17 protein-coding genes are annotated in these 17,244 nt (G+C 62.0%); 6 read left to right on the plus strand and 11 right to left on the minus strand.

Annotated elements, in window-relative coordinates; translation table 11 throughout:
• Positions 1-276: 276 nt before the first annotated feature.
• The 7 genes from folK to dksA form a co-directional block, all read right to left on the minus strand.
• Positions 277-756, minus strand: a complete 480-nt coding sequence (gene folK / locus J4P02_RS17545; protein WP_426192472.1) for a 2-amino-4-hydroxy-6-hydroxymethyldihydropteridine diphosphokinase — start codon at positions 754-756, stop codon at positions 277-279.
• Between the two features lie 3 nt (positions 757-759).
• Positions 760-2,157, minus strand: a complete 1,398-nt coding sequence (locus J4P02_RS17550) for a polynucleotide adenylyltransferase PcnB (protein WP_426192474.1) — start codon at positions 2,155-2,157, stop codon at positions 760-762.
• 744 nt (positions 2,158-2,901) lie between these two features.
• Positions 2,902-4,329 (minus strand): sigma-54-dependent transcriptional regulator, encoded by a 1,428-nt coding sequence (locus J4P02_RS17555; protein ID WP_426192476.1) that lies wholly within the window; start codon positions 4,327-4,329, stop codon positions 2,902-2,904.
• A 22-nt stretch (positions 4,330-4,351) separates the two neighbouring features.
• Positions 4,352-7,306, minus strand: coding sequence for a sensor histidine kinase (locus tag J4P02_RS17560; RefSeq protein WP_426192478.1), 2,955 nt, complete (start codon positions 7,304-7,306; stop codon positions 4,352-4,354).
• Positions 7,290-7,466 carry a hypothetical protein gene (locus J4P02_RS17565; RefSeq protein WP_003176118.1) on the minus strand — a complete coding sequence of 59 codons (177 nt, stop codon included), beginning with the start codon at positions 7,464-7,466 and terminating at the stop codon, positions 7,290-7,292. Before J4P02_RS17565 ends, J4P02_RS17560 begins: the two co-directional genes overlap by 17 nt.
• 77 nt (positions 7,467-7,543) lie before the next feature.
• The gene (gluQRS, locus tag J4P02_RS17570; RefSeq protein WP_426192480.1) at positions 7,544-8,440 is read right to left on the minus strand and encodes a tRNA glutamyl-Q(34) synthetase GluQRS; all 897 of its coding nucleotides are present in this window, start codon (positions 8,438-8,440) and stop codon (positions 7,544-7,546) included.
• Between the two features lie 141 nt (positions 8,441-8,581).
• Positions 8,582-9,022, minus strand: coding sequence for an RNA polymerase-binding protein DksA (gene dksA / locus J4P02_RS17575; protein ID WP_011063504.1), 441 nt, complete (start codon positions 9,020-9,022; stop codon positions 8,582-8,584).
• A 340-nt stretch (positions 9,023-9,362) separates the two neighbouring features.
• Here dksA and J4P02_RS17580 point away from each other — a divergent pair, with 340 nt between their 5' ends.
• A complete protein-coding gene (locus tag J4P02_RS17580; RefSeq protein ID WP_426192482.1) occupies positions 9,363-10,535 on the plus strand; it encodes a pyridoxal phosphate-dependent aminotransferase in 1,173 nt (390 codons plus the stop codon).
• Positions 10,535-11,269: a DNA/RNA nuclease SfsA gene (gene sfsA, locus J4P02_RS17585; protein WP_426192484.1), complete on the plus strand. Its 735-nt coding sequence runs from the start codon at positions 10,535-10,537 to the stop codon at positions 11,267-11,269. Before J4P02_RS17580 ends, sfsA begins: the two co-directional genes overlap by 1 nt.
• Here the strand turns inward: sfsA and J4P02_RS17590 are convergent.
• Positions 11,245-11,562 (minus strand): Rieske (2Fe-2S) protein, encoded by a 318-nt coding sequence (locus J4P02_RS17590; protein WP_426192486.1) that lies wholly within the window; start codon positions 11,560-11,562, stop codon positions 11,245-11,247. The two genes, sfsA and J4P02_RS17590, sit on opposite strands and share 25 nt — an antisense overlap.
• 216 nt (positions 11,563-11,778) lie before the next feature.
• Here J4P02_RS17590 and J4P02_RS17595 point away from each other — a divergent pair, with 216 nt between their 5' ends.
• From J4P02_RS17595 to J4P02_RS17610, 4 genes are read left to right on the plus strand one after another with little or no spacing between them, the layout of a single operon-like run.
• Positions 11,779-12,654: a heme/hemin ABC transporter substrate-binding protein gene (locus J4P02_RS17595; RefSeq protein WP_426192488.1), complete on the plus strand. Its 876-nt coding sequence runs from the start codon at positions 11,779-11,781 to the stop codon at positions 12,652-12,654.
• Positions 12,651-13,688 carry a FecCD family ABC transporter permease gene (locus J4P02_RS17600; RefSeq protein WP_426192490.1) on the plus strand — a complete coding sequence of 346 codons (1,038 nt, stop codon included), beginning with the start codon at positions 12,651-12,653 and terminating at the stop codon, positions 13,686-13,688. Before J4P02_RS17595 ends, J4P02_RS17600 begins: the two co-directional genes overlap by 4 nt.
• Complete coding sequence (locus tag J4P02_RS17605) at positions 13,688-14,455, plus strand: heme ABC transporter ATP-binding protein (RefSeq protein ID WP_426192492.1); 768 nt, start codon at positions 13,688-13,690, stop codon at positions 14,453-14,455. The genes J4P02_RS17600 and J4P02_RS17605 overlap by 1 nt, the downstream gene beginning before the upstream one ends.
• Positions 14,456-14,474: 19 nt before the next feature.
• On the plus strand, positions 14,475-15,338 hold the full coding sequence (locus tag J4P02_RS17610; protein WP_426192494.1) for a ChaN family lipoprotein: 864 nt from the start codon (positions 14,475-14,477) through the stop codon (positions 15,336-15,338).
• Between the two features lie 222 nt (positions 15,339-15,560).
• Here the strand turns inward: J4P02_RS17610 and J4P02_RS17615 are convergent, their stop codons facing one another.
• The 3 genes from J4P02_RS17615 to J4P02_RS17625 form a co-directional block, all read right to left on the minus strand.
• Complete coding sequence (locus J4P02_RS17615; protein ID WP_426192496.1) at positions 15,561-16,361, minus strand: Crp/Fnr family transcriptional regulator; 801 nt, start codon at positions 16,359-16,361, stop codon at positions 15,561-15,563.
• A 13-nt stretch (positions 16,362-16,374) separates the two neighbouring features.
• Positions 16,375-16,647: a TfoX/Sxy family protein gene (locus tag J4P02_RS17620; protein ID WP_426192498.1), complete on the minus strand. Its 273-nt coding sequence runs from the start codon at positions 16,645-16,647 to the stop codon at positions 16,375-16,377.
• Positions 16,648-16,845: 198 nt separating this feature from the next.
• Positions 16,846-17,190, minus strand: a complete 345-nt coding sequence (locus tag J4P02_RS17625) for a pentapeptide repeat-containing protein (RefSeq protein WP_426192500.1) — start codon at positions 17,188-17,190, stop codon at positions 16,846-16,848.
• Positions 17,191-17,244: the final 54 nt, after the last annotated feature.

Genomic DNA, 17,244 nt, shown 5'->3' on the forward strand with positions numbered 1-17,244 from the left:
AAGCGTTGCCGGGAATCACCCAGACGGCACCGGGCAGATCATTCTGTGCCCTGAAGCGGTGGTGTACCAGCGAGGGTCATCGCTGTTGCACAAGCGCCTTTGCCTGGCGTTTCCTGGGGGCGACGCGAACAAGCCTCACTTGAATTGCGCCCTTTAACGCCGTGATGGCGGCAACGGGACGCCTATAGTCGTGATGAGGACTCGGGAAGTCAATTAGATGTGTTACCGCCTTGTTACGCCGGGAGTGTTACCGCCGTTACTGATGCGTTTCAGCGGTCAGGCCAGGCGTTCCAGGCCGACAAATGGGCAGGCGGCGAGCAATTCTGCGAGGCTGCGACCATCGGCCAGCTGCAATTGGCCTGGGGCCAGTTCCGCCAGCGGGTAGAGGACAAAGGGCCGGGCGTGCATGTGGTAGTGCGGGACCTTGAGGCGCGGCTCGTCGATCAGCCGATCACCGAACAGCAGGATGTCCAAGTCCAGGGTGCGCGGGCCCCAGCGCTCTTTGCGCTCGCGTCCTTGCTGCTTTTCGATGGCTTGCAGGGCGTCGAGCAGCACCAGTGGTTCCAGCTCGCTGTCCAGTGCCGCCACGGCGTTGGTGAAGCGTGGCTGGCCAGGCAGCAGGGAATCGCTTTGGTAGAAGGCCGAGACGCCGTGCAGCCGGCTGGCGGGCAACTGCGCGAGGGCCTCGATGGCGCTGCGCAGTTGTTCTTCAGGAGTTGCCAGGTTGCTGCCCAGGCCGATGTAGATACGTTCCATCTATCACTCGCCCGAGAAGCTGGCGCCGCCGGCCCGCTTGCGCTTGGAGCCACCACTGCGGCGGCGTTTGCGTGGTGCGCCGCTGGCGTCTTCCTTGCCGCTCAGGTCGCGGATCATTTCCCGGCGTTCGCTGTCGTTGGCGTCCTGATAGTCGGTCCACCATTCGCCCAGGCCATCGGTCTGCTCGCCGGCGCTTTCACGCAACAGCAAGAAGTCATAGCCGGCGCGGAAGCGCGGGTTGTCCAGCAACTGGTCGGCGCGCTTGCCGCTACGCCGCGGCAGGCGTTCTTGCATGTCCCAGATCTCGCGGATCGGCATGGTGAAACGCTTGGGAATCGCGATGCGCTGGCACTGCTCGGCGATCAGCTCGTGAGCGGCTTCCTGCATGGCCGGAATCGGTGGCATGCCACGTTCCTGCAGGCGCAGCACGCGGGCTGGCAGGGCCGGCCAGAGCAGGGCGGCAAACAGGAAGGCCGGGGTCACCGGTTTGTTCTGCTTGATGCGCAGGTCGGTGTTGATCAGGGCTTCGCTGATCAGCGTATGGGTGTAGGTCGGGTTGTGCTCCAGGGCATTGGCGCTGGCCGGGAACAGGGGATCGAACAGCTGCAGGTCCACCAGCATTTCGAAGGTGTCGGCCGCATAGCCGGAGAGGAACAGTTTGAGCACTTCCTCGAACAGGCGTGCCGAAGGGATTTCCCGCAGCATGGGTGCCAGTTCGCGGATTGGTGCCGCGGTGTGCTTTTCGATGCCGAAATTCAGTTTCGCCGCAAAGCGCACGGCGCGCAGCATCCGCACCGGGTCTTCCTGGTAGCGCTGGCGCGGGTCGCCGATCAGGCGAATCAGGTTGTTGCGAATGTCATGTACGCCGTTGGCGTAGTCCAGGATGCGTTCGCTGACCGGGTCGTAGTACAGGGCATTGATGGTGAAGTCGCGGCGTTGTGCGTCTTCTTCCAGGGTGCCGTAGACGTTGTCGCGCAGGATGCGCCCGCTTTCATTGCGCGACGACTGGTTGCTGTCTTCGTCGTCTTCGCTTTGCGGGTGATTGGCGCGGAAGGTCGCGACTTCGATGATTTCGCGGCCGAAATGGATATGCACCAGCTTGAAGCGGCGTCCGATGATTCGTGCGTTACGAAATTCAGCTCGGACCTGCTCCGGCGTGGCACTGGTGGCAACGTCGAAATCCTTGGGGGTGATATTGAGCAGCATGTCGCGCACGCAGCCACCTACCAGATAGGCCTGGTAGCCGGCGTTCTGCAGGCGCTCGACGATATTCACCGCATAGCGACTGAATTGGGCGCGTTGCAGCGAATGCTGGCTGCTATTGAGCACTTCAGGCGTGCTGCGTTTGTGTTGCGTACGACGCAAGGGAGAACGGAATGACTGGAACAGCTTCTTCAGCATGGGATGCACTGTTTGAAGGAATGTTCGGCCAAAACGAAGAATGACCGCATGATGGGCCGGGATTCTAGCATTTAGTCGAAGGATGGTGTAGGAAGCTGCCGCGAGTTGTGTAGGTTCGTTCCAAGCCGCGATTTGCCTGGGCTGGCTTGAGAGCCTGAAGGGAAAACCCATACGGCGAAAACCACAAGGGGAGCCGAAGCTCCCCCAGAATAGTTGCGTGCTCTATTTTTATTATTGGTTTCGGGCTTCTTGTTTTTGTTTAACGCCCTTGTCACCTGGTTTACCCGAGATGACCCTCCCAATCGGGAGCCAAGAGCAAACGGATTGCTTTGATCGCTGAGTTGCAATGACCTTTCGATCCAACCAGTTCAGGCTCTGCCTTAGGGCAGTTTTTGTTGTTCTCGGCCTGGTTGTGGGGCACGCCCCAAATACAACGCCTCTCCAAAAGAATCAGTTAGCTGCGCCTCCGCCGTGTTGTTTTTGTTATGCGTGAGTCGATTCGTCTTATTTTTATTGTCTTGTGCATCGTTTGTTATTGTTCTTGTACCAGACATATAGCAGGTGTCGTGCCAACTTTTGCGAACCCCAATAAAACAAGGGGTTAGGCGTGGTGCGGGGTGTTTTTCAGGCGAAAAAAAACCGGGGCTTCGTTACCTTTAGCCCCGGCTTTTGTTACGTCCAATTACACAGGTAACAGTTTTTTTCACAAAGTCGAGTGTTACCCACACTCTAGTCAGCGCTGGTTCAGCTTTCGCTGGCTACCCCGCTCTTGCGCCGCGGGATCCCCAGGCGCTGGCGGCGCTCCCACAGGCATTTACGGCTGACGCCCAGCTTGCGCGCCAGTTCGGTCTCGGTCATGTGGTCCTGGTGCTCGAGAACGAAATGCTGGAAGTAGTCTTCCAGGGACAGGTCTTCGGTAGGTTCGTGGCTGGTGGGGGCGGTCTGTGGCGTGAGGCTGACGAAGTCGTCATCCTCCAGGTCGCTCAGCTCGATGTCGATGCCCAGCAGGTCGGCAGATATTTCCGGGCTTTCGCACAGAATCACCGCGCGCTCGACGGCGTTCTCCAGTTCACGCACGTTGCCTGGCCAGGAGTAATGACGAATGGCCTGCTCGGCGTCGCTGGCGAACTTCAGGTCGGAGCGACCGACTCGCGCACTCTGGCGGGCAAGGAAGGCATTGGCGATTTCATTGACGTCGGCGCCACGTTCGCGCAGGGCCGGCAGCTTCAGGGCGATCACATGCAGGCGGTAGTACAGGTCTTCGCGGAACTGGCCGATCTTCGACAGGCTCTTGAGGTCGCGGTGGGTGGCGGCGATCAGGCGCACATCGACTTTCTGCGACTGCACTGAGCCAACACGGCGAATCTCGCCTTCCTGCAGCACGCGCAGCAGGCGTGCCTGGGCCTCCAGGGGCAGTTCGCCGATTTCGTCGAGGAACAGCGTGCCACCGTCGGCTGCTTCCACCAGGCCGGCACGACCGGCACTGGCACCGGTAAAGGCGCCTTTTTCGTGGCCGAAGAGTTCGGATTCGATCAGGGTTTCCGGAATGGCCGCACAGTTCACCGAGATCATCGGTGCCTTGGCGCGCTTGGAAAGATTGTGCAGAGCCCGGGCCACCAGTTCCTTACCGGTACCCGACTCGCCCTGGATCAGAACATTTGAATCCGTGGGCGCCACCTTGCGGATCTTGCCGTACAGGTCCTGCATCGGCGCGCAGGAACCGATGATGCCGATTTCGCCGTTGCTGTTATTGGCCCCGGCCTTGTCTGCAGCCGCTCCGGCCTTGCCTGCCGGGCGTTCCACCGGGTTGCTTTCGGCACTTTGCCGATCCCGCAGGATACGTGCCACGGCCTGGAGCATCTCGTCGTGGTCGAAAGGCTTGGCGATGTAGTCCACCGCGCCCATCTTCATCGAATCCACGGCGGAGCGCAGGCTGGCGTAGCTGGTCATGATCAGCACCGGCGTGCCCTGGCCGAGCTTGATCAGCTCGGTACCCGGGGCGCCTGGCAAACGCAGGTCACTGACGATCAGGTCGAATGTGGGGATGCTGAAGCGTTCCTGGGCTTCCTGTACTGAGCCGGCTTCGCTGACCTGGTACTGGTTGCGCTCCAGCAGGCGGCGCAGTGCGGAGCGGATGATGGTTTCGTCTTCGACGATCAGAATATGCGGCATTGATTCAATTCTCTCGACGGTCTCAGTTCACAGCGGACGTCGCTTCGACATGACGCGGCAAAGTCACCCGGATACGGGTGCCGCGTTGGCTTTGTGGATCGGCCGGGCTGTCGATGGTGATTTGTCCATAATGCTCTTCAACGATGGAATAGACCAGTGCAAGGCCCAGACCTGTGCCTTCCCCTGGATCCTTGGTGGTGAAAAACGGTTCGAACAATCGGTCCATGATGCTCTTGGGAATGCCGCTGCCTTCGTCTTCCACGATCAAGTCGACCGTGTGCTCGAAAGCCTCGCTCTTGACGCGTACCGCGCTGCCGGGAGGGGAGGCGTCGCGGGCATTGGATAGCAGGTTGATCAGCACCTGGGCGAGGCGCTGCGGATCACCGTCGACCCAGTGGTCGGGGTCGCACAGGTTGAAGAACTGCACTTCGAAATTGCGTCGGTTCAGGGCCAAGAGGCCAATGGCGTCCTGGGCCACCTCGGCCAGGCACACCGCTTCGTCGTTGTGCTGATGGCTGCCGGCATGGGCAAAGCTCATCAAGGACTGGACGATACGTGACACGCGCTTGGTCTGTTCGAGGATCTGCTCGCTGATTTCCGTGAGTTCGCCGTCTTCCTCGCGTTCTTCCCGCAGGTTCTGCGCCAGGCAGGCGATGCCGGTGATCGGGTTGCCGATCTCGTGGGCCACCCCGGCTGCCAGGCGGCCGATGCTGGCCAGGCGTTCGGAATGCACCAGCTTGTCTTCCAGGGTCTGGGTTTCGGTCAAGTCCTCCACCAGCAGTACCAGGCCGCTGTTGCCCGGCGCCAGGGGTTCGTCGATCGCCGCCTTGTGCAGGTTCAGCCAGCGAGTCTGGCCATCCAGGGCCAGGTGCTGCTTGTGCAGGTGTTCGTCCGGCAGATTGATGAAGCCTTGCAACAGGTCCTTCCACGGATTGGCGATGGTGCTCAGGCGCGATCCCACCACATGCTGCGCAGGGATGCCGGTCAGTTCCTCCATGGCCTTGTTCCACATGAGGATTTCCTGGTCCTTGGCCAGGGAGCAAACCCCCATCGGCAGTTCCTGCAGGGTTTGCCGGTGGTAGCGGCGCAGGGCGTCGAGTTCGGCGGCCAGGCCGGTCAGGCGTGAGTGGTAGTCCTCCAACCGGCTTTCGATGAAGTGGATGTCCTCGGTGACGTAGTTTTCGCCGCCAGCCTTATAGGGCAGGAAGGTTTCCACCATGTCCTGGGCCACGCTGGGGCCCATCAGGCCCGAGAGGTTGGCCTCGATCCGGTCGCGCAGGCGGCGCAGGGCATAGGGCCGGCGTTCGTCGAAGGGCAGGTAGAGGTCGCGCAGGGCCTGCTCCACTTCCTTCTGCGCGGCCTTGGCCCCAAGCGGCTTGGCCAACTGGGTGGCGAATTCCTGGGGAGATGCGGCATGCAGCTCCCGGCGTTGCGGGCGGCGCACGTTGTCCACGGCACAGGCTTCGGCGGCGCTGGCTTCTTCGGAGCTGGCGTTGGTGAACAGCGAAATCAGGGTGAACATCAGCACGTTGGCCGCCAGCGAGGCGATGGCCGCCATGTGCCAGCTGGTGTCGTCGAGGACGTAGATCATGTTCAGCAGTGGGATATAGAACCCCTGCAGGTTACCGATCAGCGGCAGCAGCATGGTCACCAGCCACACCAGGATCCCTGCCAGCAGCCCGGCGATGAAGCCGCGGCGATTGGCGGTCGGCCAGTACAGCACCGAAAGCACCCCGGGCAGGAACTGCAGGGTGGCGACGAAGGCGACGATCCCCAGGTTGGCCAGGTCCTGTTCTGCCCCCAGCAGCAGGTAGAAGGCATAGCCGGCCATGATGATGGCGACGATCAGGGCGCGCCGGGTCCATTTCAGCCAGCGGTAGATATTGCCTTCGGCCGGCGGCTGATAGAGCGGCAGCACCAGGTGGTTCAGGGCCATGCCCGAGAGCGCCAGGGTGGTGACGATGATCAGGCCGCTGGCCGCCGACAGCCCCCCCACATAGGCCAGCAGCGCCAGGGCCGGGCTATTGGCGGCGATGCCGATGCCCAGGGTGAAGTATTCCGGGTTGGTGGTGGCGCCGAGCTTGAGCCCGGCCCAGAGAATCAGCGGCACCGCCAGGCTCATCAGCAGCAGGAACAGCGGCAGCCCCCAGCTGGCGCTGACCAGGGCGCGGGGGTTGAGGTTCTCGGTAAAGGTCATGTGATACATGTGCGGCATCACGATCGCCGACGCGAAGAACACCAGCAGCAGGGTGCGCCAGGGGCCTTCCTGCAGCGGCGTATGCAGCGCGGCGAGGGCCGTCTGGTTCTGCAGCAGCCAGAGCTCCAGTTGTTGCGGGCCGTCGAACACGCCGTACAGCGCATACAGGCCGACTCCGCCGATGGCGATCAGCTTGATCACCGACTCGAAGGCAATGGCGAATACCAGGCCCTCATGTTTCTCCCGGGTGGCGATATGTCGTGAGCCGAAGAAGATGGTGAACAGGGTGATCAGCGCGCAGAAGCTCAATGCCACTCGATGTTGCACCGGCTCCAGGGTAAGGATGCCGATGGAATCGGCCACGGCCTGGATCTGCAAAGCCAGCAGCGGCAGCACGCCCACCAGCATGAAAATGGTGGTCAGGGCTCCGGCCCAGGTACTGCGGAAGCGGAAGGCGAACAGATCCGCCAGGGATGACAGCTGGTAGGTGCGGGTGATCTTGAGGATCGGATACAGCAGCACCGGCGCCAGCAGGAAGGCCCCGGAAACCCCCAGGTAGCTGGAGAGAAAGCCGTAGCCATACTGATAGGCCAGGCCCACGGTGCCGTAAAAGGCCCAGGCACTGGCATAGACACCCAGCGACAGGGTGTAGGTCAGGGGGTGGCGAATGATCGAGCGCGGGATCATGCCGCGCTCGCTGATCCAGGCCACCCCGAACAGCACCAGCAAATAGGCGGCGCTGATCAGGATCATCTGGGTCAGGCTAAAGCTCATCGGCATCTTTTTGGCTCTGCAGGATGAAGGTCACGACGATCAGAATCAGCCAGAGCAGATACGGGCGATACCAGGCGCCCGTAGCGTCGATCCACCAATCCATGATGGCGGGGGAGAACAGGTAGATCCCCACTACCAGGAGCAGGACCAAGCGATAAATGTACATCTCGGCCTCTCTTTTTTATGTGCGTGCCCGAAAACGTGCGGCGATGGTAACGGATGGGCGCCAAGCTGCAAGTGGCGTCAGTTCAATTGCGCTTCCGGCACGCTCAATGTGCGGGGAATCAGTGTGGCATCCCAGTGTGCGATGGCCCAGTTCATGATCTCTGCCACGCTGGCGCTATCGAGTGCGCTGTCCGGTTGCTGGCCCAGTGCTCGCAACGCGCGCAGCAACAGCGGCGGTGCCTGATCCTCGGTCAGGGGCGGCGAGCGGTACGACTTGCCCAGCTTGTGACCGTCCGGTTGGGTGATCAGCGGCACATGCAGGTAGCGTGGCTGGGGCAGGCCCAGCAGTTCCTGCAGGTACAGCTGGCGTGGCGTGGAGTCCAGCAGGTCGGCGCCGCGGACGATATCGCTGATGCCCTGCCAGGCATCGTCGAGCACCACTGCCAACTGATAGGCATACAGGCCATCGCGGCGACGGATCACAAAGTCCCCGACTTCGCGCCCCAGGTGCTGGCGATACTCGCCTTGCACTCGGTCGTTGAAGCGGTACTCGAGCTCCGGCACCCGTAGGCGGATCGCGGCGTCGGTCTGGGCGTGGCCGAGGTTGCGGCACAAGCCAGGATAGATGCCGTGATAGGACTCCAGTTGCTTGCGCGAGCAGGTGCAGGCATAGGCCAGCCCCTGGTTGAACAGGCGATTGAGTACCTCGGCGTAGGCGTCGTGACGATCGCTCTGGCGCACCATCTCGCCATCCCATTCGAAACCGTAGCTCTCCAGGGCCTTGAGAATCGCTGCCTGGGCACCGGGTTCTTCCCGGGGCGGGTCCAGGTCCTCCATGCGCAGCAGCCAGCGGCCGCCAACGGCGCGGGCATCGAGGTAGGAGGCGAGGGCCGCCACCAGTGAACCGAAATGCAGGTGGCCGCTGGGGGTGGGGGCGAAGCGCCCGATATAGGGAGAGCGATTGGAGGCGGTCATGGGGCGGGTGCTATGTCGTCTGGTGCCAGGGTGGCGATGGCGCCTGGGGGCGTCATCAGCAGCAGGATCAGGCCTGCCGGGAGAATATTGCAGAAACGAAAACGGAGCGTGGGTACGCTCCGTTTCGGGTACAGCCGGCGATTACTTGCCGACTTGTTTTTCCTTGATTTCCGCCAGGGTCTTGCAGTCGACGCACATGTCGGCGGTAGGGCGGGCTTCCAGGCGACGGATACCGATTTCGACGCCACAGGATTCACACCAGCCGTATTCTTCGTCTTCGATCAGTTGCAGGGTCTTGTCGATCTTCTTGATCAACTTGCGCTCACGATCACGGGCACGCAGTTCAAGGCTGAACTCTTCCTCCTGGCTGGCCCGGTCGGCCGGGTCGGGGAAGTTGGCGGCTTCGTCCTTCATGTGATCTACAGTGCGGTCGACTTCCTGCATCAAGTCCTGTTTCCACTTGTTCAGGATCTTGGTGAAGTGCTCGCGCATGGGCTTGCCCATGTACTCTTCGCCCGCAGTCTCAACATAAGGTTCAAAACCGCTGATCGATTGAATCTGTTGCTTTGCTTGGGTGGGCATGAATGGACCGCCTCTACTCTTGTAATCCATTGCGCAGGATTGCTCCATCTCCGACAACTTGCCGGCCCTGCGGCTGCAAGCGGGCGAACTTACCAGATCAAACCAGAGCGCGCTACTCCCGGTTGTCGAGCCTGGGCGCTGCACAGTCCGCATAACGGGGAAAAGTCTGATATGGCTTGTTGATCGGTCTGTTCAATCTTTGATTTTAGTCAAATCTGCGGTTTCTGTTTACGCCGGTTGGCGCAAGACTACAGACCCTTTGTGAAGGCTTGGGTTCTCCCGGGCTTTGGCGGATGGGTAGAATCAGTTCTTTGCTCCCTCGAACAATAAAGGAAGGCCAATGGCTCTGCCCTACAGTGCGCGTAGCCGCGCTATCGAACCTTTCCATGTCATGGCGCTGCTGGCCCGGGCCAATGAGTTGCAAGCCGCCGGGCATGACGTGATTCACCTGGAGATCGGCGAGCCGGACTTCACCACCGCCGAGCCGATCATCAAGGCTGGGCAGGCCGCATTGAGTGCCGGCAAGACTCGGTACACCGCCGCACGGGGCATTCCCGAGCTGCGTGGGGCGATCTCCGGTTTCTATCGGCAGCGCTATGGCCTGGATATCGACCCTGAACGAGTGATGATCACCCCGGGCGGTTCCGGCGCGTTGCTGCTGACCAGCAGCCTGCTGGTGGACCCGGGCAAGCATTGGCTGCTGGCGGACCCGGGTTACCCGTGCAACCGGCATTTCCTGAGGCTGGTGGAAGGTGCTGCGCAATTGGTGCCGGTCGGCCCCGATGTGCGCTATCAGCTGACTCCGGACCTGGTGGAGCGCTATTGGGATCAGGACAGTGTCGGGGCCTTGGTGGCCTCTCCGGCGAACCCTACTGGCACGGTGCTCAGCCGCGATGAACTGGCGGCTCTGTCCGCTGCGGTCAAGGCGCGTAACGGGCATCTGGTGGTGGACGAGATCTACCACGGCCTGACGTACGGCATCGACGCGGCCAGCGTGCTGGAAGTCGATGACAGTGCCTTTGTCCTCAACAGTTTCTCCAAATATTTCGGCATGACCGGCTGGCGCCTGGGTTGGCTCGTAGCCCCCGAAGGGGCGGTGAGCGAGCTGGAAAAACTGGCGCAGAATCTCTACATCAGCGCGCCAAGCATGGCTCAATACGCTGCCCTGGCCTGTTTCGAACCAGACACCATCAGCCTGCTGGAAGAGCGTCGCGCCGAATTCGGTCGGCGCCGGGATTTCCTGCTACCAGCCCTGCGCGAGCTGGGTTTTGGCATCGCCGTGGAGCCTGAGGGAGCGTTCTATCTGTACGCCGATATCAGCGCCTTTGGCGGTGACGCCTTCGCCTTCTGCCGGCACTTCCTGGAAACCGAGCACCTGGCCTTCACCCCTGGCCTGGATTTCGGTCGCCATCAGGCCGGCCACCATGTGCGCTTTGCCTACACCCAGAGCCTGGAGCGCTTGCAGCAAGCGGTGGAGCGTATCGCCCGCGGCCTGAAGAGCTGGCAAGGCTGATGCGCTTCGATCCGCCCCTGGAGGAAGGGCGCCTGTTGCGTCGCTACAAGCGCTTTCTGGCCGATATCGAAACCCTGGATGGCGAACTGTTGACCATTCACTGCCCCAACACCGGTTCCATGTTCAATTGCATGGTCGAGGGTGGGCAGGTCTGGTTCAGCCGCTCCAATGACCCCAAGCGCAAGTTGCCGGGCACCTGGGAAATCAGTGAAACCCCACAAGGACGGTTGGCCTGCGTTAACACTGCGCGGGCCAATGGCCTGATCGAGGAGGCACTGCGCGCCGGCTTGATTGCCGAACTGGCCGGGTTCACCGGCCTCAAGCGCGAGGTGCCTTATGGGCAGGAGAACAGTCGCATTGACTTTCGCCTGGACTACCCCGAGGGCCCGGCTTATGTCGAAGTCAAAAGCGTCACCCTGGGCTTCACCGGCTCGGCGGTGGCAGCGTTTCCCGATGCGGTGACCCAGCGCGGGGCCAAGCATTTGCGTGAGCTGGCGAACCTGGCCCGTGAGGGCGTGCGTGCGGTGCAACTGTATTGCGTCAATCTCACGGGCATCGAGGCGGTACGGCCGGCCGAGGAAATCGACCCGGGTTATGCCGCGGCCTTGCGCGAAGCACGGGCGGCCGGTGTCGAGGTGCTGGCCTATGGCGTACGGCTGAATGCGCAGGAGGTCTGTGTCGAACGGCGTCTTGAGGTGTTGTTCGACAGTCAGAGATCGACCCAGATTCCCTGAGGGTCTTCACGACAGTCGATGGCCTCGAGGAACTGGCCGGCACAAGGTCCGGCCACGCATTCGCCGCTCTCGATCAGGAACAGTGCGCCATGGGTGGCGCACTGGATCAGGCTGGCGCTGGGATCGAGGAACTGGTGCGGTTGCCACTCCAGGGCCACGCCACGGTGCGGGCAGCGATTGGCATACACATAGGCCTGGCGCTCACGGCGCACGGCAAACAACTTGATGCCCTCAAGCTGGAAACCCCGGCTACCCGCCTCGGGCAGGTCCTCGCCGGCACAAAGAAACTTCATGGCTATCCTCTTGGTTCGACGGCTCTGGATCAGGCCTGTCGGGGTTTTTCCGGCAGCCGGATGAAACATGTCGACGCTTGACGGCTAAATGCAAACAATTATCAAATGGCTGCTTCGCCCGGCATGGGGCGCTTGCTCCTTTCGATGCCTGGCCTGCCCGGCATGTCACATGGGCAGCCGCTTTGCGGGCCCCACTTCTATAAAGGAAATCCTTTTATGCGCCTGAGTACCAGCGCCATTGCCTTCTGTGCCGGATTGCTGGTGAGCCAGTGGGCCACCGCCGATGAGTTGCCGCAGCGCTGGGTCAGTGCCGGTGGGGCCTTGTCCGAATGGGTCAGTGCTTTGGGGGCCGAGTCGAAACTGGTGGGGGTCGATACTACCAGCCAGCATCCAGCGTCGCTCAAGGCCTTGCCCAGCATCGGTTATCAGCGCCAGCTGTCGGCAGAGGGCGTGCTCAGCCTGCGGCCGCAGGTGCTGGTGGGGACTGAGGAAATGGGGCCGCCGCCGGTGCTGTCGCAGATTCGCAGTGCCGGGGTCCGGGTCGAGCTGTTTTCCGCCCAGGCCGACCTGCCGACCTTGCATGGCACCTTGCAACACCTGGGGCTATTGCTGGACCGTAAAGACCAGGCAGAGCAGCTGTTCCAGGGGTATCAGCAGCAATTGGAGCAACAGCGGGCCTGGGTTGGCCAAGCGCAAAAGCAGCAGGCGGCGCCGGGTGTGCTGCTGGTGCTCGGGCATGCGGGGGGCAAGCCGTTGATTGCCGGCAAGGACACCGCTGCCGACTGGCTGTTGCAGCAGGCCGGTGGCCGCAACCTGGCGACCCACAGCGGCTACAAGCCATTTTCGGTGGAGGCCCTGGCTGGCTTGAACCCTCAGGTACTGGTGTTCTCCGATCGCAGTCTTACCGGTGATGTGGCCCGGGCTGCATTGTTCAAGGAAAACCCGGTGCTGGCGTCCACCGCGGCGGCCAAATCCGGGCGCGTGGTGGAACTGGACCCGACCCTGTTGGTGGGGGGGCTTGGGCCGCGTTTGCCCGATAGCCTGAAACACCTGGCGACAGCCTTCTATCCTCAGGCCACACCGGCCCAATGAGTCGCTTGATCAAGCCGCGAACGCTGTTTATCGGGCTGGGAGGGCTGTGTCTCCTGGCTATCTGGCTGTCCTTGGCGCTGGGGCCGGTCAGCCTGCCACTGCTGGATACCTTGCGCGCGTCGTTGCGTCTGCTCGGTCTGCCTATCGATGGCCAGGGGCTGGAGCAGGCGGAACTGATTCTTGGTCAGATCCGCTTGCCACGAACCTTACTCGGTTTGGCGGTGGGCGGAGTTCTGGCCCTGTCCGGCGTGGCCATGCAGGGCTTGTTTCGCAATCCCCTGGCCGACCCCGGGTTGGTAGGGGTTTCCAGCGGAGCGGCACTGGGCGCGGCCATCGCCATTGTGGGTGGTTCGATGTTCGGTGGCCTGCCGGAAGCCGTTGGCCCCTACTTGTTGTCGCTGTGTGCCTTTCTTGGTGGCCTGGGGGTTACCGCCCTGGTTTATCGCCTGGGGCGGCGCAATGGCCAGACCCATGTGGCGACCATGTTGCTGGCGGGTATTGCCCTGACGGCCCTGGCCAGTTCCGCGGTGGGTCTGTTTACCTATCTGGCGGACGACGCCACCTTGCGCACCTTGACCTTCTGGAACCTGGGCAGCCTCAACGGCGCCAGCTATCAGCGTCTGTGGCCGCTGCTGCTGGTGACGGCTGCGGTGGCGCTGTGGCTGCCGCGCCGGGCCAAGGACTTGAATGCCTTGCTGCTGGGGGAGTCCGAAGCCCGGCACCTGGGGGTGGATGTGGAAGGGCTCAAGCGTGAGCTGGTGTTCTGTACCGCCCTGGGAGTGGGGGCGGCGGTGGCTGCGGCGGGGATGATTGGTTTTGTCGGCCTGGTGGTGCCGCATCTGGTACGACTGCTGTCGGGGCCGGATCATCGGACCCTGCTGCCAGCCTCGATCCTGGCTGGGGCCAGCTTGCTGCTGCTGGCGGACCTGGTGGCACGCCTGGCACTGGCGCCGGCCGAGTTACCCATCGGCATTGTCACGGCTTTTATCGGTGCGCCGTTCTTTCTGTACCTGCTGCTGCGAGGACGTGCCTGATGTTGCGAGTCGAGAATCTGCATGTGCGGCGTGCGGGCAAAGAAGTCCTGGCGGGCATCGATCTGCAATTGCTGCCCGGGCAAGTATTGGGCGTGCTGGGGCCCAATGGCGCCGGCAAAAGCAGCCTGCTCGGGGCCTTGAGTGGCGAGTTGGCGGTCCATCAGGGGCGGGTGTCCCTGGATGACCAGGAGTTGGCGGGCTGGGAAGGTGCGCTGCGGGCACAACGTCTGGCGGTATTGCCGCAGTCGTCGAGCCTGGATTTTGCCTTTCGCGCTGAAGAAGTGGTGGGGCTGGGGCGTTTGCCGCACCAGAGCGGTCGGGCCCACGACGAAGCGATAGTGCACGCCGCTCTGGAGGCGGCCGACGTCGCGCATCTGTGGGGGTGCAGCTATCTGGCATTGTCTGGTGGCGAGCGGCAACGGGTACACCTGGCGCGGGTCCTGGCGCAATTGTGGCCGGGCCAGCCCGGGCACAGTCTGTTGCTGGACGAGCCCACTTCCGCCCTCGATCCGCTGCACCAGCACATTACCTTGCAGGCGGTTCGCGCATTCGCCGAGCGTGGTGTGGCGGTGTTGATCATCCTCCATGACCTGAATCTGGCGGCGCGCTACTGTGATCGGGTGCTGCTGCTCGAGGGCGGGCGCCAGCATTCGCTGGGGACGCCGGAGCAGGTGTTGCGTCCTGAGCCCCTGCAGGCGGTGTTTGGCCTGGAAGTCCTGGTGCAGCAGCATCCCGAACGCGGGCACCCCTTGATCATCGCTCGCTGATTGGACTGTGGAGATGCCCATGCGCTTTTTCGTGGTGTTGCTGAGCCTGCTGCTGGCGGCGTGTCAGAGCAAGCCGGGAGTGTTGCCGCCGCCGCTGGCACAGGATACCGGCACTATCATCGACCTGCGCAGTGGCGAGGTCTTGACCCCGTTGGCGTTGGTGCAGCGCCTGGCCCAGGCGCCACGGTTGATAGTCGGTGAACAGCATGACAATGCCGATCATCACGCCTTGCAGTTGTGGCTTCTGCGTTCGCTGGCGGTGCAGCGTCCTCAGAGCAGCCTGTTATTGGAGATGCTCAATCCGGATCAACAGCCAAGAGTCGACGGACTCAAGCGCTCGCTCACCGGGCAGCGCTTGCCGGATGGCTTGCCGAATCTGCTCGCCTGGCAGCCGGGCTGGGACTGGAGCCTCTATGGCCCATTGCTGGGGTATGCGCTGAAGCAGCCTTATCCATTGCTGGCGGCCAATCTGGATCGTCAGGAGGTGCGTGGAATCTATGCCCGGGCGCCTGAATTGTCTGGCAAGCGAAGTAACGCTGGAGTGGTGATCGAGGCCCTGTCGGAGCAAATTCGCGAATCCCATTGTGGCCTGCTGCCTGCAAGCCAACTGCCGGCCATGCTGGCGGTGCAGCAGCAAAGGGACAGGCGCATGGCCGAACGCCTGCTGGCGGCTCCCACTCCTGCGGTGTTGTTTGCCGGAGCCTTTCATGCGCGCAAGGACCTGGGCGTGCCCTTGCACCTGGCTGATCTTGAACCACATCAGGAGGCAATGGTGCTGTTGCTAGCGGAGCAGGGCCGCGAGGTGAATGCCGCTGCGGCGGACTATGTCTGGTATACCGCGGCTCAGCCGCCCCAGGATTATTGCGCGCAGTTGAAGCCGTGACGGGGGCTTTTTCACGGGCAAAAAAAGACCCGGCAAGAGCCGGGTCAAATAACCGTGATTAGCCTGATGAGGAGATAATCTGAGAGTCCGAACCACTGGTCTTCCAGGTTATCGACTGATCTCGCGACCAGTTGTGATAATCATAACGATTCTCATTTCGAAGTCAACAAGGCTTTTTCCTCGTCCCGCATATTTCGTCAAACGGCCGTTTGGATTGTGGCTTCATTCCGGGTGGTTCAGCCTCATGAGCCGGGTGACCTCCTTGTTCAGCAGGTCAATGCGTCGAGCCATGCTCTCGATCAGGCTGTGGGCGATGCGTGGGTTGCTCTGGGTCAGGCTGAGAAACTGCTCCTTGGGAATCAGCATGACGGTGCTGGGCTCGCTGGCTATGACGTTGGCGCTACGCCGTTCTCCGGTGAACACCGCCATGGCACCGAAGATCTCGTCCTTGGGTACCTCGCCGACCTGGTGACCGTCGACAAACGCCTGGGCATGGCCTTCGAGTAGCACGAATACATGGTCGGCCTCATCGCCCTGGGCAATCAGTACTTCGCCGGCATTGACCCGCTTGAAGCCATTGGCGCTGCGCAGTTCCGGCGGCTTCAGGCGCGCGACCGCATCCGCCAGCAGGGCCGTCTGGCCTATCAGGTATTGCAGCAGCAGTTCCGAGCGCTGCTCGTCGGCGTAGATATGCCGGAACACTTCGGTTCTCAGGTAGGGGATCAGCTTCAGCGGAGCATCGCAGCTCAATTGCCATTGCGGTTGTTCGATGCCGCGACGCAATCCCACCAGATCGCCTTCATGCAGGTAGAACAGTGGTCGCTCGTCCACGCTGGCCTGGATCACGCCGCTGTCGAGCAGGAACAGTTGGTTGCCGGGCAGGACGGGCGACAGGTCCGTCGTGGCGTCCAGCTCCAGCGTGCTGGCGTGGGGCGAAAGGCCTGCCAGTAACTGAGACGGAATGCTTTGCAGTCGATCGATCAAGGCATCGGCGTAGGCCGGCTGCTCTCCCATGAGGTACATAAGCGTCTGCCAATCAGTTTTTTTGCCGAGAGGAAATAGCGTCCAGCTGTTTGTTCAGGGCCTCTTTGCGTTCGGCGGGAAGGTCGTTCCAGTGCATGTCCATCAGCGCGCCCTCGATGGCATAGAGCAGGACCTTCGAGGCACGAAAACCTCGGGTGCGCACTGCCCGGTACGCATCCACCGCACCCAGGCGCCGCAGGTCGGAGGCGCTGTGGATGCCCACTGCATGCAGCCACTGTGCAGAGGTCTTGCCAAGGTTCTTAAGGTGTTGCAGTTCATCATTCATCTAGCCTCCTGGCGATGGCCGAATGGTGAGTGGGCAGCCTCAAAGGAGTGTAGCGCTCAGTAGAAAACGCGCTGTTCGTTGGTCGGGTTTGGCGCAAATGATTCTAAGGCCCGGGAATCCGGGTCTGGCGGGAAGTGGCTGAGAGGAGAGGGGGTAGCCGGCATCCGGCGCGTTGGAGCGCCGGATGTAGAGGGGTGTTCAGCGAGTGTTGTAACGCAGGCGGGTGCCGAAGTTGACGGACATCAGGATTTCGTCGGCAGTCAATTCGACAGGAAAGTAAGCGCCGGAGATCTGCGCATGGGCCAGGCTGGCGCCTTCCATGGAAGAGTTTCTCAGGTCCAGGCCGCGCAGGTCGGCCGAGCGGAAGTAGGCGTCGGTGAAGTCGATGCCATGGGCATTCAACTCCCGCAGGTCGAGCCCGCGGAAATCGCCGCCACGCATGTCGATGGGCTTGTCCTTGGGACGTTCGCTGTTGAAGCCTGCGATGTCGTCCTTGTGCAGCAGGGCGTAGAGCGGGGTGTCGAGAAGTTTCGGATGGCTCATGGCGACATCACCAGTGTTGGATTTATGACGCCAGTATAGTGCCACTGTTTTTCA

This window comes from Pseudomonas sp. NFXW11 (genome assembly GCF_049887815.1).
Taxonomy (GTDB): Bacteria; Pseudomonadota; Gammaproteobacteria; order Pseudomonadales; family Pseudomonadaceae; genus Aquipseudomonas.

Bases quoted from the DNA above. Each gene is read 5' to 3' on its own strand.
- J4P02_RS17600 (WP_426192490.1), top strand. From the start codon at position 12,651: ATGAGTCGCTTGATCAAGCCGCGAACGCTGTTTATCGGGCTGGGAGGG.
- dksA (WP_011063504.1), bottom strand. From the start codon at position 9,022: ATGCCCACCCAAGCAAAGCAACAGATTCAATCGATCAGCGGTTTTGAA.
- J4P02_RS17620 (WP_426192498.1), bottom strand. From the start codon at position 16,647: ATGAATGATGAACTGCAACACCTTAAGAACCTTGGCAAGACCTCTGCA.
- J4P02_RS17595 (WP_426192488.1), top strand. From the start codon at position 11,779: ATGCGCCTGAGTACCAGCGCCATTGCCTTCTGTGCCGGATTGCTGGTG.
- J4P02_RS17580 (WP_426192482.1), top strand. From the start codon at position 9,363: ATGGCTCTGCCCTACAGTGCGCGTAGCCGCGCTATCGAACCTTTCCAT.
- folK (WP_426192472.1), bottom strand. From the start codon at position 756: ATGGAACGTATCTACATCGGCCTGGGCAGCAACCTGGCAACTCCTGAA.
- J4P02_RS17605 (WP_426192492.1), top strand. From the start codon at position 13,688: ATGTTGCGAGTCGAGAATCTGCATGTGCGGCGTGCGGGCAAAGAAGTC.
- J4P02_RS17610 (WP_426192494.1), top strand. From the start codon at position 14,475: ATGCGCTTTTTCGTGGTGTTGCTGAGCCTGCTGCTGGCGGCGTGTCAG.
- J4P02_RS17625 (WP_426192500.1), bottom strand. From the start codon at position 17,190: ATGAGCCATCCGAAACTTCTCGACACCCCGCTCTACGCCCTGCTGCAC.
- gluQRS (WP_426192480.1), bottom strand. From the start codon at position 8,440: ATGACCGCCTCCAATCGCTCTCCCTATATCGGGCGCTTCGCCCCCACC.
- J4P02_RS17560 (WP_426192478.1), bottom strand. From the start codon at position 7,306: ATGCCGATGAGCTTTAGCCTGACCCAGATGATCCTGATCAGCGCCGCC.
- J4P02_RS17590 (WP_426192486.1), bottom strand. From the start codon at position 11,562: ATGAAGTTTCTTTGTGCCGGCGAGGACCTGCCCGAGGCGGGTAGCCGG.
- sfsA (WP_426192484.1), top strand. From the start codon at position 10,535: ATGCGCTTCGATCCGCCCCTGGAGGAAGGGCGCCTGTTGCGTCGCTAC.
- J4P02_RS17615 (WP_426192496.1), bottom strand. From the start codon at position 16,361: ATGTACCTCATGGGAGAGCAGCCGGCCTACGCCGATGCCTTGATCGAT.
- J4P02_RS17555 (WP_426192476.1), bottom strand. From the start codon at position 4,329: ATGCCGCATATTCTGATCGTCGAAGACGAAACCATCATCCGCTCCGCA.
- J4P02_RS17565 (WP_003176118.1), bottom strand. From the start codon at position 7,466: ATGTACATTTATCGCTTGGTCCTGCTCCTGGTAGTGGGGATCTACCTG.
- J4P02_RS17550 (WP_426192474.1), bottom strand. From the start codon at position 2,157: ATGCTGAAGAAGCTGTTCCAGTCATTCCGTTCTCCCTTGCGTCGTACG.